The sequence below is a fragment of the Klebsiella planticola ATCC 33531 genome (assembly GCF_000735435.1).
GTDB classification, from domain to species: domain Bacteria; phylum Pseudomonadota; class Gammaproteobacteria; order Enterobacterales; family Enterobacteriaceae; genus Klebsiella; species Klebsiella planticola.
The window spans coordinates 134,013-147,887 of the sequence record NZ_JMPP01000067.1; the positions used below are offsets into that span (position 1 = coordinate 134,013).

Genomic DNA, 13,875 nt, shown 5'->3' on the forward strand with positions numbered 1-13,875 from the left:
GAAACACATTCCCTGTCGCCAGAATCATCCCGAAGACATTCATATAAGACGCGGCATTATAGCGGCATCACTTTTGTGAGTCGAGAACGGTTGTCGCCCACTGCTGCGGCATTTTTCACATTTCCCGCGCAAATTTGCCTTTAAAAGCGCCCACTGCACACATTTTCAGACAAAACAAAACGGCCCGTAGGCCGTTTTTTAATAAATCTTCACGCAACATACTGGAAAAGTTCCCGCGGTTGCAAATACGATTTCTAGGCGATACTTCCCGCACCGCGACAAGGAGGAGATGCAAATACCGTGTCCTGAAGCCCTTCCCACTCTTTAATCGTATAGGTATGCAGCGCCAGCGCATGCACGGTGCTCGACAGCTCCTCAGTCAGCGTACCGTAGATCATACGGTGACGGTTCAGAAAACGCTCGCCGGTGAAACGATCGCTCACCAACACCACTTTAAAATGACTTTCAGAGCCAGCCGGGACATTGTGGCGATAACTTTCATCCACGACTTCGAGATACACGGGGTCGAACGCTGCCCTAAGTTTTGCTTCGATCTGTTCACGTATCATCATGAATTTTCTCCTCCGACAACGCTGAGATGCCGCCATTCCTTTTAAATGTTAGCCGCTTTTACCGCTTCCATTAGGGGAAAACAACAAAAAATTAGCATTGTTCTGATATTTTCATTCAAAAGTATCAAGTTTACTTACTCTCTCCCCCAGAACGTCCGCCTGGATCGCGATAAAAATGGGAGGCGGCGATAAAATGTACAACGCGATGAATTTACATGCGTTGCCACTTCCCCTCGCCGTTGGCGATGTTATGATGGCGGTAATTTTCCTCAATGACCCGAAATAAATTTGCGCGACGGAAAGGCTACAAACGGGAGAGTCCTCAGGCGCTTGCTGAAGCGAGTGACGAGGGCGAACAAGAGCCGCTAACGCAACCGTTGCCTGAAGTATGACGGGTATAACAACACCATGCGCTGAGACCCTGAACATGTTTAAGAAAATTCTTTTCCCGCTGGTCGCGATGTTTATGCTGGCAGGATGCGCGACGCCTCCGACCACCATTGATGTATCGCCGAAAATGAGCCTGCCGCAGCAGGACCCAAGTCTGATGGGCGTCACCGTCAGCATTAACGGTGCGGATCAGCGTCCGGATCAGGCGCTGGCGAAGGTCACCCGCGATAACCAACAGGTTACGCTGACCGCCTCTCGCGATCTGCGCTTCCTGCTGCAGGAAGTGCTGGAAAAACAAATGACCGCGCGCGGTTATATGATTGGGCCGAACGGCGCGGTCGATCTGCAGATCATCGTCAACAAACTGTATGCCGACGTTTCACAGGGCAACGTGCGCTACAACATCGCCACGAAAGCAGATATCGCGATTATCGCCACTGCCGCGAACGGCACCAAAATGACCAAAAACTATCGCGCAAGCTACTCTGTTGAAGGCGCCTTCCAGGCTTCTAACCAGAATATCGCCAATGCAGTGAACAGCGTCCTGACCGATACCATCGCCGATATGGCGCAGGACACCAGCATTCATGATTTCATCAAGCAAAACGCGCGTTGATCGTTCGCAAACCCGGCCTCGCGCCGGGTTTGCGCCATAAGCCATGTCCAACCACTACTTACGCATTTTCCAGCAGCCTAAATCAGCTATTTTGCTGATCCTTGGGTTTGCTTCCGGCCTGCCTCTCGCGCTGACCTCCGGCACGCTCCAGGCGTGGATGACCGTTGAAAATATCGATCTGAAAACGATCGGCTTCTTCTCGCTGGTTGGTCAGGCCTACGTCTTTAAGTTTCTCTGGTCGCCGTTAATGGACCGCTACACGCCGCCGTTTCTTGGCCGGCGCCGCGGCTGGCTGCTGACCACCCAGTTTCTGCTGCTGATCGCCATCGCCGCCATGGGGTTCCTTGAGCCCTCCACCCAGCTCCGCTGGATGGCGGCATTAGCGGTAGTTATCGCCTTCTGCTCCGCATCGCAGGATATCGTTTTCGACGCCTGGAAAACCGATGTGCTGCCGGCAGAGGAGCGTGGCGCAGGCGCGGCCATCAGCGTGCTGGGCTATCGCCTGGGGATGCTGGTCTCCGGCGGTCTGGCGCTGTGGCTGGCCGATCGCTGGCTCGGCTGGCAGGGAATGTACTGGCTGATGGCCGTGCTGCTGATTCCCTGCATTATCGCCACCCTGCTGGCGCCAGAACCGAGCGATGTGATTCCGGTACCGAAAAGCCTCGAACAGGCGGTCGCCGAACCGCTGCGCGATTTCTTCGGACGCAACAACGCCTGGCTGATCCTGCTGCTCATCGTCCTTTATAAGCTCGGCGATGCCTTTGCGATGAGTCTGACCACCACGTTTTTGATTCGTGGCGTCGGTTTTGATGCCGGCGAGGTCGGAATGGTCAATAAAACGCTGGGACTTTTCGCGACGATTGTTGGCGCACTCTACGGCGGCGTATTAATGCAGCGCCTCACCCTGTTTCGCGCCCTGCTGATTTTCGGCGTGCTACAGGGCGTATCCAATGCCGGCTACTGGCTGCTGTCGATTACCGATAAACATCTTTATTCCATGGCGACGGCGGTCTTTTTCGAGAACCTGTGCGGCGGTATGGGCACGGCGGCATTTGTCGCCCTGTTAATGACCCTGTGTAATAAATCGTTTTCCGCCACCCAGTTTGCTTTGCTGTCCGCGCTCTCGGCAGTTGGTCGCGTGTACGTCGGGCCGATTGCCGGCTGGTTCGTCGAAGCTCACGGTTGGCCTACGTTTTATCTGTTCTCCGTCTTTGCCGCCGTCCCGGGGATTGTGCTCCTGCTGCTCTGCCGGCAAACCCTGGAGTACACGCAACGCACCGGAAGCTTTATTCCGCGCACGGACTATCCACAGACCTATACGCTGGCGCTGCTGATTCTGGCCGTGGGTTCGCTGATGCTGGGCATATGGCTGCTGTTGCTGATACTTAATGCCCTCGACTTCACCTCGTTTTCCTTCCTGCCCGCGCTGCTGGAAATTGCGGCCATCACCGCCATCGCCGGCGTTTTGCTCGGAAGTCTGCTTGATTATCTGGCGTTACGGAAGAGAGCGCTGATTTAACGCATAATCGCGGGGTTATTAGCCGTTGTAATCACTGAACGTAATTATAACGGCTTATTAACGATTTTATATTGTTCATTTTTCATTTGTTGTTTTGTGCGCTTTACATTTTGGGAAGTTATTGACAACTTTTATTCAAAACATTAAATAATTTAACCGATTCAGCAAAAGCGATTTAATATCGCCGCCGAGCAATGTCTGTTATTTGATAATTAATTGTTAATTAGTTGTGTTATTTTTCGAGTGTTTATACTCATTCCCCCATAAGCCCATCCATTCTTATCTCTTTCGTTATAGATCCTGCATATAGCGTGCTTTGCAAGCATCAGCGTCACACTCGGTTACATATGTGACAAAGCGAGCAGAACCCGCTAACACAGAACTGACACAGCCCCAATCATGTTTACAGTAATGCAACCTTCCCGTAAAATGCCCGTACACTTTAAGCGCCACCAGATTCCGTGGAATTGAGGTCGTTCAATGAGACTTAGGAAATACAATAAAAGTTTGGGATGGATGTCATTAATCGCAGGTACTGTATTACTCAGTGGTTGTGATTCTGCACTCCTTGACCCAAAAGGACAGATTGGACTGGAGCAACGTTCTCTGATACTGACGGCCTTTGGCCTGATGATGATTGTCGTTATTCCCGCCGTCTTAATGGCAGTAGGATTTGCCTGGAAGTATCGTGCGAGTAATAAAGATGCGAAGTATAGCCCGAACTGGTCACACTCCAACAAAGTTGAAGCTGTGGTCTGGACGGTTCCTATTCTGATCATCCTGTTCCTGGCCGTTCTGACCTGGAAAACCACTCACGCACTTGAGCCAAGCAAACCGCTTGCTCACGAAGAGAAACCGATCGTCATCGAAGTTGTTTCGATGGACTGGAAATGGTTCTTCATCTATCCGGAACAGGGTATTGCTACCGTCAACGAAATCGCCTTCCCGGCGAACGTACCGGTACACTTCAAAGTGACCTCTAACTCCGTGATGAACTCGTTCTTTATCCCACGTTTAGGCAGCCAGATTTACGCAATGGCCGGGATGCAGACTCAGCTGCACCTCATCGCGAATGAAACTGGCACTTATGACGGTATCTCCGCAAGCTATAGCGGCCCGGGCTTCTCTGGTATGAAGTTCAAAGCTATCGCCACGCCGGATCGTGCAACCTTCGATCAGTGGGTAGCGAAAGCGAAACAGTCGTCGAACACCATGGACTCCATGGCGGCTTTCGACAAACTGGCTGCGCCTAGCGAATACAACAAAGTGGAATACTTCTCTGACGTGAAACCGGATTTGTTTAAAGATGTTGTGAACAAATTTATGTCTCATGGCAAGAGCATGGATATGTCCCAGCCTGAAGGCGAGCACGCAGCGCACGAAGGGATGGAAGGCATGGACATGAGCCACGCGGAAACCGCTCACTAAGGGGCCGAGGAAGAAAACGATGTTCGGAAAACTTACACTGGATGCAGTGCCCTACCACGAACCCATTATTGTGGTTACGGTGGCTGCGATTATCATCGGGGGACTGGCGCTTCTGGCGGCAATCACTTACTTCGGTAAGTGGTCCTACCTTTGGAATGAGTGGCTGACTTCGGTCGACCACAAAAGACTTGGTATCATGTATGTCATCGTAGCAATCGTGATGTTGCTGCGTGGCTTCGCTGACGCCGTTATGATGCGTAGCCAGCAGGTGCTGGCCTCGGCCGGGGAAGCAGGGTTCCTGCCGCCTCACCACTACGATCAGATCTTTACCGCCCACGGCGTTATCATGATCTTCTTCGTAGCGATGCCGTTTGTTATCGGTCTGATGAACCTCGTGGTTCCGCTGCAGATCGGTGCGCGCGACGTTGCCTTCCCGTTCCTCAACAACCTGAGCTTCTGGTTCACCGTTGTCGGCGTAATTCTGGTTAACTTGTCTCTGGGCGTCGGTGAATTCGCACAGACCGGTTGGCTGGCCTATCCGCCGCTGTCGGGAATCGAGTACAGTCCGGGCGTTGGGGTCGATTACTGGATCTGGGCTCTCCAGCTATCCGGTATTGGTACAACGTTAACCGGTATTAACTTCTTCGTGACCATTATCAAGATGCGTGCCCCTGGCATGACGATGTTCAAGATGCCAGTATTTAGCTGGGCATCTCTGTGCGCCAACATCCTGATTATCGCCTCCTTCCCAATCCTGACCGTCACCGTCGCGCTGCTGACCCTGGACCGCTACCTGGGCACCCATTTCTTTACCAACGAGATGGGTGGCAACATGATGATGTACATCAACCTGATTTGGGCCTGGGGCCACCCGGAAGTGTATATCCTGGTGCTGCCGGTATTCGGTGTCTTCTCCGAAATCGCCGCAACCTTCTCGCGTAAGCGTCTGTTTGGCTACACCTCGCTGGTATGGGCAACAGTGTGTATTACCGTTCTGTCGTTCATCGTTTGGCTGCACCACTTCTTCACCATGGGTGCCGGCGCGAACGTCAACGCCTTCTTCGGTATTACTACCATGATTATCGCAATCCCGACCGGGGTTAAGATCTTCAACTGGCTGTTCACCATGTACCAGGGCCGTATCGTCTTCAACTCAGCCATGCTGTGGACTATCGGCTTCATCGTGACCTTCTCTGTTGGTGGTATGACCGGCGTTCTGCTGGCGGTACCGGGCGCGGACTTCGTGCTGCACAACAGTCTGTTCCTGATTGCCCACTTCCATAACGTTATTATCGGCGGTGTGGTATTCGGTTGCTTTGCTGGCCTGACCTACTGGTGGCCGAAAGCCTTTGGCTTCACGCTGAACGAAACCTGGGGCAAACGCGCTTTCTGGTTCTGGATCATCGGCTTCTTCGTCGCATTTATGCCGCTGTACGTACTGGGCTTCATGGGTATGACGCGTCGCCTGAGCCAGCAGATTGACCCGCAGTTCCACCCGATGCTGGTTGTTGCGGCATGCGGTGCGGCGCTGATTGCCTGCGGTATCCTCTGCCAGCTGATTCAGTTCTACGTGTCTATCCGCGATCGCGATCAGAACCGCGACCTGACCGGTGACCCGTGGGGCGGCCGTACTCTGGAGTGGGCAACCTCTTCTCCGCCTCCGTTCTACAACTTCGCTATCGTTCCTGTCGTTCACGAGCGTGACGCGTTCTGGGAAATGAAAGAAAAAGGCGAAGCGTATAAGAAACCGGCTGGCTATGAAGAGATTCATATGCCGAAAAACAGCGGCGCAGGCATCGTTATTGCTGCTTTCGCAACGGTGTTTGGTTTCGCGATGATCTGGCACATCTGGTGGATGGCGATTGCAAGCTTCGTCGGTATCCTGGTGACCTGGATTATTAAGAGCTTTGACGAGGACGTGGATTACTACGTGCCGGTTGCAGTAGTCGAAAAACTGGAAAATCAGCATTTCGATGAGATTAACAAAGCAGGGCTGAAAAATGGCAACTGATACTCTTGCGCATAACGCCCACGCGCATGAACACGGGCACCACGATACAGGGCCGATGAAGGTATTCGGCTTCTGGATCTACCTGATGAGCGACTGCATTATCTTCGCCACCCTGTTTGCTACCTATGCCGTTCTGGTGAACGGCACGGCTGGCGGACCGACCGGTAAAGATATTTTTGAACTGCCGTTCGTTCTGGTTGAAACCGCGCTGCTGCTGTTCAGCTCCATCACCTACGGCATGGCGGCTATCGCCATGTACAAAAACAATAAGAGCCAGGTTGTTTCCTGGCTGGCGCTGACCTTCCTCTTCGGGGCAGGGTTCATCGCGATGGAACTCTATGAATTCCATCATCTGATTGTTGAAGGTATGGGCCCGGATCGCAGCGGCTTCCTGTCAGCGTTCTTCGCGCTGGTCGGAACCCACGGTCTGCACGTCACCTCCGGCCTGATCTGGATGGCGGTGCTGATGGTTCAGGTTTCACGTCGTGGCCTGACCAACACGAACCGCACCCGTATCATGTGCCTGAGCCTGTTCTGGCACTTCCTGGACGTTGTGTGGATCTGCGTGTTCTCGGTTGTTTATCTGATGGGGGCAATGTAATGAGTCATTCTAGCGATCATAACGGCGCTTCTCACGGCAGCGTAAAGAGCTACATGACAGGGTTCGTCCTGTCGATCATTCTGACGGTTATCCCGTTTGCTATGGTTATGAGTGGCTCCGCATCGCATGCGGCTATTCTGGGAACTATCCTGGTCACCGCTGTTGTGCAGATTCTGGTACACCTGGTGTACTTCCTGCACATGAACAGCAAGTCTGACGAAGGTTGGAACCTGACCGCGTTTATCTTCACCGTAATCATCATTGCTATCGTTGTTGTTGGCTCCATCTGGATTATGTGGAACCTGAACTACAACATGATGATGCACTAAGAGCGGCAAGTATGTTTAAGCAATACCTGCAAGTAACGAAACCTGGCATCATTTTTGGCAACCTGATCTCCGTGATCGGCGGTTTCCTGTTGGCCTCCAAGGGCCACATCGACTATCCGCTGTTTGCATGGACGCTCCTTGGGGTGTCCCTGGTGGTCGCCTCGGGTTGTGTATTCAACAACTACATCGACCGTGACATCGATCGTAAGATGGAACGGACGAAAAACCGGGTGCTGGTCAAAGGGCTGATCTCGCCACAAGTTTCGCTGGTATACGCCACCTTGCTGGGTATTGCTGGCTTCATGCTCCTGTGGTTTGGCGCTAACCCTCTGGCCTGCTGGCTGGGGGTGATGGGGTTCGTGGTTTATGTCGGCGTCTACAGCCTGTACATGAAACGCCACTCCGTCTACGGTACGCTGATTGGTTCTCTCTCCGGCGCTGCGCCGCCGGTGATTGGCTACTGCGCGGTGACCGGTAATTTCGATAGCGGCGCGGCGATTCTGCTGGCTATCTTCAGCCTGTGGCAGATGCCTCACTCCTACGCCATCGCGATTTTCCGCTTCAAGGATTATCAGGCGGCGAACATTCCGGTTCTGCCGGTGGTGAAAGGCATTTCCGTGGCGAAGAACCACATTACGCTGTACATCGTGGCCTTTGCTGTCGCCACGCTGATGCTGTCACTGGGTGGCTACGCCGGGTATAAATACCTGGTCGTTGCCGCCGCGGTGAGCGTCTGGTGGCTGGGGATGGCGCTGCGCGGTTACAAAGTGGCGGATGACAAAGTCTGGGCGCGTAAGCTGTTCGTCTTTTCCATCGTCGCCATTACCGCACTGTCGGTGATGATGTCCGTCGACTTTATGGTGCCGGATTCACACAATCTGCTGGCCTACGTCAGATAAGATTGTCGCTCTGACAAACCCCGCTCCGGCGGGGTTTTTTATTGCCCGGAATTACCCCACCAGCATCGCCTGCGCGCTATAGAGCAGATCCAGATGGTCGCGACACAACGCATCCAGCGACGTCCGCGACTGGTGAGAGGTCAGGCTCAGCGCGCCCCAGTACATCCCTTCCCTGTCAGACAGAGGTACCGCCAGCACCAGCATCCCAATTTCAAACTCCTGCTCGATAGTGGCAAACCCCTGGCGCCGCACCAGAGCAATTTTTTCCATCAGCATCGCCACGTCCGTCACCGTATACGGCGTGCGCTGTTCACGCTTGATACGTCGCAGAATCACCTCGCACTCGTCTTCCGGCAGCGAAGCCAGCCAGAGTCGCCCGCCGGCGGTGCAGAATATTGGCACCCGCTCCCCTAACCTCACCGAGGTCGAGTTAAACGGCGTATGTTTGCTGCGCGCGATATACACCAGTTCATCTTCATCAATCACCCCGACCGACGCATGCTCTTCCGTCCGGCTGGCAATGTACTCAACGATGGGGCGGACCATGCGCGGAAACTGTGCCGAATCAACATAGGCCTGCCCCAGGCGCAGCGCTTTTGGCGTCAGCCAGTAATAGCGCCCGTCGGTCTGTACATAGCGCTCGTGCAGCAACGTCAGCAGAAAACGACGCGCGGCGCTCTGCGTCAGGCCGCTCATTTTCGCCGCCTGAGGCACGCTGAGTCGGGGAAAATCTTTGGAGAAAAGCTGGATCAATGCCAGTCCTTTTTGCAGACCGACTATCAAATCGCGCGGATGTATTGTGTTTTGCATATCAGCTCACATTTCTGCAACATTGCCATCGATTCACTGCGATTATCGCAGTGGTGGTGCGATTAACAACCAATACGTCCGAATTCTGCGTTGTTGCTCTCAGGTTCCGCTGAAATACTTTCACAACATTCATTTAACAAATGAGGTTTGAAATGGTCAGTGGATTCACGCAGGTCGTTGCCGTTATCGGTCATCCGATTACGCAGGTTAAATCACCGGAGAACTTCAACCGCTACTTCGCCGAGCAGCAGATGGACAGCGTGATGATCCCGGTCGATATCGCCCCGGAAGCGGTGGCGGATTATTTGCTGGCGTTACGCGGATGGCTGAACATGAGCGGCGTACTGGTCACCGTGCCGCACAAACAGCGCGCCGCCACGCTGGTTGACGAATTAACGCCGCGCGCCCGCCATCTCAACGCGGTGAATGTCATTCGCAAACTGGCGGATGGCCGTCTGCAGGGCGATATGCTGGATGGCGTCGGCTTCTCTCTTGCCGCGGCGGCCCACGGTTTTCAGGCTGAAGGAAAGACGGCGCTGCTCTCCGGCTGCGGCGGCGTCGGCAGCGCCATCGCCTGGGGACTGTGTGAAGCCGGCATTCGCCAGCTGGCGCTACATGACCAGAATCCGGCTACGTTACAGCTGCTGCATAACCGTCTCGCTACCCATTTCCCTGAGGTTATCCTCACTCCCCTGCCCGACACCCTGAGTGGCATTCATTTGCTGGTAAACGGTTCTCCGGCGGGAATGGCGAATTTCGATCCTCTGCCGCTACCGCCACACTTACTGGAGACTCTCGACGCGGCAACCCACGTCGCCGATGTCGTTACCGCCCCGGCGCTCACGCCGCTGCTGGCTTTCGCACAGGCGCGCGGCTGCGTAATACAAACCGGCCCCGAAATGGCGCTGGCGCAGATGAAACTCATGGGGCAATTCATCGGAGCCATCCCCCAGGAACAGGGGGCCGCGGCATGAAAAGCTGGGATGTGATTGTCATCGGCAGCGGCGCCGGCGGGTTTGCCGCCGCGGTCACGGCCTGTTGCAAAGGGCTGTCGGTGCTGATGCTGGAAAAAGCGCCGCAGTTTGGCGGCACCTCGGCGATTTCCGGCGGAGCGGTATGGATCAACGATACCGATCAGGCGCGTGCACAGGGAAAAAGCGGTGCGGCGAACGCGATCAAAACCTACCTGAAAACGATCATCGGTGAACAGAACTATCGTCCGGACATTGTCGATGCGTTTGTCGCTTCCGGACGCGAAGCGCTGGCGTTCCTCGAAAAAGAGGGCGCGGTGAAGTACAGTCTGCGCCCCCTGTCACCGGACTATTATCCTGATGAGCCGGGCGCCGTTGATTGCGGACGCGCGCTGGAGGTCGTGGAGTACGACGGACGCCAGCTCGGCGACCGCTTTCGCGACCTGCGCTCTCCCCCGCCGGGGATGCTGTTATTTGGCGGCATGATGGTCAACCGCGTGGATATCCAGCATTTTCTGGAGATGCGCCGCTCGCTGCGCTCGTTATCGCACTGCGCGAAGCTGCTGCTGCGCTACGCGCGCGACCGCATCAGTCACCCGCGCGGCACCCGGCTGGCGATGGGCAACGCCTTAATTGCCCGCATGGCCACCGTAGCGCTGCGCAAAGGCATGACGCTCCGGCTGAACGTCAACGTCCTTTCTCTGGTTGAGCACCAGGGCGCGGTCACCGGCGTCAATATTGAATGTGATGGCCAACAAGAGACCTTACAGGCGCGCTGCGGCGTCGTGCTGGCCGCCGGCGGCTTTGCCGCAGGAGAGCTGGCGGCACGCTACCGGCCGCATACCCGCGAGCATTACTCCATGTCGCCGGCCGGCAATGATGGCGCCGCATTCCGTCTTGCCAGCGCACTCAACGCCTGTGAAGGAGCCGACCTGTCGTCCAATTTTTTCTGGGCGCCGGTCTCGGTACTGCGCCACGCCGACGGGCGCGAAGAACGCTTCCCGCACCTGGTCACCGACCGGGCCAAGCCGGGCGTTATCGCCGTGAACCAAAAGGCGGAACGTTTCGTCAACGAATCAAACTCTTACCACCACTTCGCCAGCGCCATGCAAAGCCAGTCCGAAAACGCCCCCTGTTTTCTGATCTGCGATGCCCTGGCGATGAAACGCTACGGCCTCGGTCTTGCGCGGCCCGCGCCGGTTAACAACGATGCGCTGATCGAGGCCGGCTACCTGCACAAAGCGGACTCCCTCGCCCGGCTTGCTCAACAGCTAGGGCTTGACGCACAAGCGCTCGCCGGGACGGTGGCCCGCTACAACCGCGACGCCGCGCAGGGAGAAGATCCGCAATTCGCCAAAGGCGGCAACAGCTATAACCGCGCGATGGGCGATCCGCGCCATCAACCGAACGCCTGCAATGCCCCGCTGCTGAAGGCGCCGTTTTATGCCATCACCCTCTACACCGGTGATTTAGGCACGTCGCGCGGCCTGGTCACCAGCGAAAACGCCCAGGTCCTTAATCAACAACGTCAGCCGATCAGAGGCCTTTATGCCGTTGGTAACGATATGGATTCCATGATGGCGGGCACCTACCCCGGTCCCGGCATTACGCTCGGCCCGGCGCTGACCTTCGGCTATCTCTCTGCCCGCCATATGGCACAACAACCGACCCCATCAACAGGAGAAACACCATGATCTATGAAAAACGCACCTACACCATTAATCCGCTGAAAATGGCCGACTGGCTGGCGCTGTACAAAAGCGATGCTTACGCCGTCCAGACCGAGCATCTCGGTAAGCTGATCGGCTTTTTCTTCACCGAAATCGGCGTGGTGAATCAGGTGGTGCATATCTGGGCTTACGAAAGCCTCGACGATCGCCTGGTACGTCGGGCGCGCATGGCGCAAGACCAACGCTGGCTGACCTTCTCGCGTAAAAACCGCGAACTGGCGGCCGTTGAGCGGCTGGAGTCGGTCCTGCTGCGTCCTGTTGATTTTTCACCACTGCAATAAGGGGACGGAGATGAGCGGGCATAAAAAGGTGGATGTGCTGGTCGTCGGTTCCGGCGCGGCGGGGCTTTCCGCCGCGGTGACCGCCGCCCTCAAGGGCGCCAGCGTCCTGCTGGCCGAGAAAGAGCCGGTCATCGGCGGCACCAGCGCCTGGTCAGGCGGCTGGCTGTGGATACCGCGCAATCCGCTCGCCTGCGAAGAGGGCATTCAGGAGCAAGAGGACGCGCCGCTAACCTATCTGCAGCACGAAATGGGCGGCCAGCCCGCCGATGCCCGCCTGCTCACCTTCCTGCAGCAGGGCCCGGAGATGATCGACTTCTTCCGCCGCCATACGGCGGTGCAATTTCTCTCCGGCAGTAAGATGCCGGATTTTCATATGTCGCCGGGCTACGCCCAGGGGGGACGTTCGGTGACGGCACAACCGTTTGACGGACGCTTGCTTGGCGACTGGTTACATCGTCTGCGCCCGCCGCTGGAAACCATCAGCCTGGCCGGCATGGGCATCGCCGGCGGTAGCGACATGGCGCACTTTTTTAACGCAACCCGCTCCCCGCGATCGGCGTTGTATGCCGCCCGGCGTCTGCTGCGCCACGGCTGGCAACGACTGCGAGCAGGCCGCGGGCAGTATCTGGTTAACGGTAACGCGTTGATGGGCCGCCTGCTGCGTTCGGCGCTCGACGCTGGCGTCAGTATTCAATTGAATGCCCCTGTTGCTCGCCTGCTGACATCATCGAGTGGGGTCAGCGGCGCGATACTGCGCAGCGATGATGGCGATATTGAGGTGCATGCCGGCGCCGTAATCCTCGCCTGCGGCGGCTTTCCGCACGATCGCCAACGCCTGGCGCAGCAGGTTCCCCACGCGGCGGACGGCTATGGCCACTTCTCCGCCGCGCCGCCGGGTAATCAGGGGGACGGGATCCGGCTCGGGGAATCGGTCGGCGGTCAGTTCGACGCCTCGCTCAAACACGCCATGGCCTGGGCGCCGGTCTCCCGCGTCACCCTCGCGAGCGGCCTGCAGCTGGTCTTCCCGCACCTGGTTGAACGCGCGAAGCCGGGGTTTATCGCCGTATTGCCCAACGGAAAGCGTTTTACTAATGAAGCCGACTCCTACCACGACTTTATTGCCGCGCTGCTGGCCGCAACGCCTGAGGGAGAGCAGCCGGCAGCGTGGCTGCTGGCCGATAGCCGGACGCTGCGCCGCTATGGCCTGGGCCACGCCCGCCCCTTTCCGTTTTCACCCGCGGCATGGCTGCGCACGGGCTATCTCCGCTCGGCACCCACGCTGGAGGCGCTGGCGGAACAGTGTGCCATTGATGGCAGGCAGCTGACGGAGACGGTGGCCCGTTTTAACGACTACGCCGCGCAAGGAGAGGACCCGGAATTTCAGCGCGGCGTCTCGGCCTATAACCGGGCTCAGGGGGATGCCAGGCATCCTCATCACCCAACGCTGGGCCCGCTGCGCCACGCGCCCTTTTATGCGGTGCGTATTTTACCGGGGTCGCTGGGCTCTTTTAGCGGACTGAAAACCGATGAACAGGCGCGAGTGCTGGATGCGCGCCAGCAGCCGATCGCTGGCCTCTACGCCATTGGCAATGATATGTCGAGCGTGATGCAGGGGTACTACCCCAGCGGCGGTATTACGCTCGGTCCGGCCATGACCTTTGGCTATCTGGTGGGAAAAACACTGGCCGCCAATATAACAAAAACAGCATCGTAACCGA

13 protein-coding genes are annotated in these 13,875 nt (G+C 56.5%); 11 read left to right on the forward strand and 2 right to left on the reverse strand.

The window, feature by feature from the left end; all coding sequences use genetic code 11:
• Positions 1 to 254: 254 nt before the first annotated feature.
• Positions 255 to 572, reverse strand: coding sequence for a transcriptional regulator BolA (gene bolA / locus GRPL_RS01590; RefSeq protein ID WP_015585028.1), 318 nt, complete (start codon positions 570 to 572; stop codon positions 255 to 257).
• 427 nt (positions 573 to 999) lie between these two features.
• Between bolA and GRPL_RS01585 the strand changes: the two genes are divergently transcribed.
• From GRPL_RS01585 to cyoE, 7 genes are all read left to right on the forward strand, one after another.
• A complete protein-coding gene (locus GRPL_RS01585) occupies positions 1,000 to 1,578 on the forward strand; it encodes a lipoprotein (RefSeq protein WP_004858708.1) in 579 nt (192 codons plus the stop codon).
• 43 nt (positions 1,579 to 1,621) lie between these two features.
• Positions 1,622 to 3,097 carry a muropeptide MFS transporter AmpG gene (gene ampG, locus GRPL_RS01580; RefSeq protein ID WP_032689243.1) on the forward strand — a complete coding sequence of 492 codons (1,476 nt, stop codon included), beginning with the start codon at positions 1,622 to 1,624 and terminating at the stop codon, positions 3,095 to 3,097.
• 480 nt (positions 3,098 to 3,577) lie between these two features.
• Entirely contained in the window at positions 3,578 to 4,525 is a 948-nt protein-coding gene (gene cyoA / locus GRPL_RS01575; RefSeq protein ID WP_004858705.1) for a cytochrome o ubiquinol oxidase subunit II, read from the forward strand.
• A 19-nt stretch (positions 4,526 to 4,544) separates the two neighbouring features.
• Positions 4,545 to 6,536, forward strand: coding sequence for a cytochrome o ubiquinol oxidase subunit I (gene cyoB, locus GRPL_RS01570; RefSeq protein ID WP_032689244.1), 1,992 nt, complete (start codon positions 4,545 to 4,547; stop codon positions 6,534 to 6,536).
• The gene (locus tag GRPL_RS01565) at positions 6,526 to 7,137 is read left to right on the forward strand and encodes a cytochrome o ubiquinol oxidase subunit III (RefSeq protein WP_004129790.1); all 612 of its coding nucleotides are present in this window, start codon (positions 6,526 to 6,528) and stop codon (positions 7,135 to 7,137) included. The genes cyoB and GRPL_RS01565 overlap by 11 nt, the downstream gene beginning before the upstream one ends.
• Positions 7,137 to 7,466 (forward strand): cytochrome o ubiquinol oxidase subunit IV, encoded by a 330-nt coding sequence (locus GRPL_RS01560; RefSeq protein WP_004858696.1) that lies wholly within the window; start codon positions 7,137 to 7,139, stop codon positions 7,464 to 7,466. Before GRPL_RS01565 ends, GRPL_RS01560 begins: the two co-directional genes overlap by 1 nt.
• Before the next feature lie 11 nt (positions 7,467 to 7,477).
• Positions 7,478 to 8,365 carry a heme o synthase gene (cyoE, locus tag GRPL_RS01555; RefSeq protein WP_004858694.1) on the forward strand — a complete coding sequence of 296 codons (888 nt, stop codon included), beginning with the start codon at positions 7,478 to 7,480 and terminating at the stop codon, positions 8,363 to 8,365.
• Positions 8,366 to 8,416: 51 nt separating this feature from the next.
• On the opposite strand, the gene GRPL_RS01550 is transcribed toward cyoE, so the two are convergent.
• Entirely contained in the window at positions 8,417 to 9,175 is a 759-nt protein-coding gene (locus GRPL_RS01550; protein ID WP_032689245.1) for an IclR family transcriptional regulator domain-containing protein, read from the reverse strand.
• Between the two features lie 152 nt (positions 9,176 to 9,327).
• On the opposite strand from GRPL_RS01550, the gene GRPL_RS01545 reads away from it, so the two are divergent.
• From GRPL_RS01545 to GRPL_RS01530, 4 genes are read left to right on the forward strand one after another with little or no spacing between them, the layout of a single operon-like run.
• Positions 9,328 to 10,149, forward strand: a complete 822-nt coding sequence (locus GRPL_RS01545) for a shikimate dehydrogenase family protein (protein ID WP_032689246.1) — start codon at positions 9,328 to 9,330, stop codon at positions 10,147 to 10,149.
• Complete coding sequence (locus GRPL_RS01540) at positions 10,146 to 11,840, forward strand: FAD-dependent oxidoreductase (protein WP_032700689.1); 1,695 nt, start codon at positions 10,146 to 10,148, stop codon at positions 11,838 to 11,840. Before GRPL_RS01545 ends, GRPL_RS01540 begins: the two co-directional genes overlap by 4 nt.
• Entirely contained in the window at positions 11,837 to 12,157 is a 321-nt protein-coding gene (locus GRPL_RS01535; protein ID WP_032689247.1) for an NIPSNAP family protein, read from the forward strand. Before GRPL_RS01540 ends, GRPL_RS01535 begins: the two co-directional genes overlap by 4 nt.
• A 10-nt stretch (positions 12,158 to 12,167) precedes the next feature.
• Positions 12,168 to 13,871 carry an FAD-dependent oxidoreductase gene (locus tag GRPL_RS01530; protein ID WP_032700690.1) on the forward strand — a complete coding sequence of 568 codons (1,704 nt, stop codon included), beginning with the start codon at positions 12,168 to 12,170 and terminating at the stop codon, positions 13,869 to 13,871.
• Positions 13,872 to 13,875 lie beyond the last annotated feature (4 nt).

What these genes read in the sequence shown, in the direction of transcription:
- cyoE (WP_004858694.1), top strand. Translation starts at nt 7,478, where the DNA reads ATGTTTAAGCAATACCTGCAAGTAACGAAACCTGGCATCATTTTTGGC.
- GRPL_RS01585 (WP_004858708.1), top strand. Translation starts at nt 1,000, where the DNA reads ATGTTTAAGAAAATTCTTTTCCCGCTGGTCGCGATGTTTATGCTGGCA.
- GRPL_RS01545 (WP_032689246.1), top strand. Translation starts at nt 9,328, where the DNA reads ATGGTCAGTGGATTCACGCAGGTCGTTGCCGTTATCGGTCATCCGATT.
- GRPL_RS01540 (WP_032700689.1), top strand. Translation starts at nt 10,146, where the DNA reads ATGAAAAGCTGGGATGTGATTGTCATCGGCAGCGGCGCCGGCGGGTTT.
- GRPL_RS01560 (WP_004858696.1), top strand. Translation starts at nt 7,137, where the DNA reads ATGAGTCATTCTAGCGATCATAACGGCGCTTCTCACGGCAGCGTAAAG.
- GRPL_RS01530 (WP_032700690.1), top strand. Translation starts at nt 12,168, where the DNA reads ATGAGCGGGCATAAAAAGGTGGATGTGCTGGTCGTCGGTTCCGGCGCG.
- cyoB (WP_032689244.1), top strand. Translation starts at nt 4,545, where the DNA reads ATGTTCGGAAAACTTACACTGGATGCAGTGCCCTACCACGAACCCATT.
- ampG (WP_032689243.1), top strand. Translation starts at nt 1,622, where the DNA reads ATGTCCAACCACTACTTACGCATTTTCCAGCAGCCTAAATCAGCTATT.
- cyoA (WP_004858705.1), top strand. Translation starts at nt 3,578, where the DNA reads ATGAGACTTAGGAAATACAATAAAAGTTTGGGATGGATGTCATTAATC.
- GRPL_RS01535 (WP_032689247.1), top strand. Translation starts at nt 11,837, where the DNA reads ATGATCTATGAAAAACGCACCTACACCATTAATCCGCTGAAAATGGCC.
- bolA (WP_015585028.1), bottom strand. Translation starts at nt 572, where the DNA reads ATGATGATACGTGAACAGATCGAAGCAAAACTTAGGGCAGCGTTCGAC.
- GRPL_RS01550 (WP_032689245.1), bottom strand. Translation starts at nt 9,175, where the DNA reads ATGCAAAACACAATACATCCGCGCGATTTGATAGTCGGTCTGCAAAAA.
- GRPL_RS01565 (WP_004129790.1), top strand. Translation starts at nt 6,526, where the DNA reads ATGGCAACTGATACTCTTGCGCATAACGCCCACGCGCATGAACACGGG.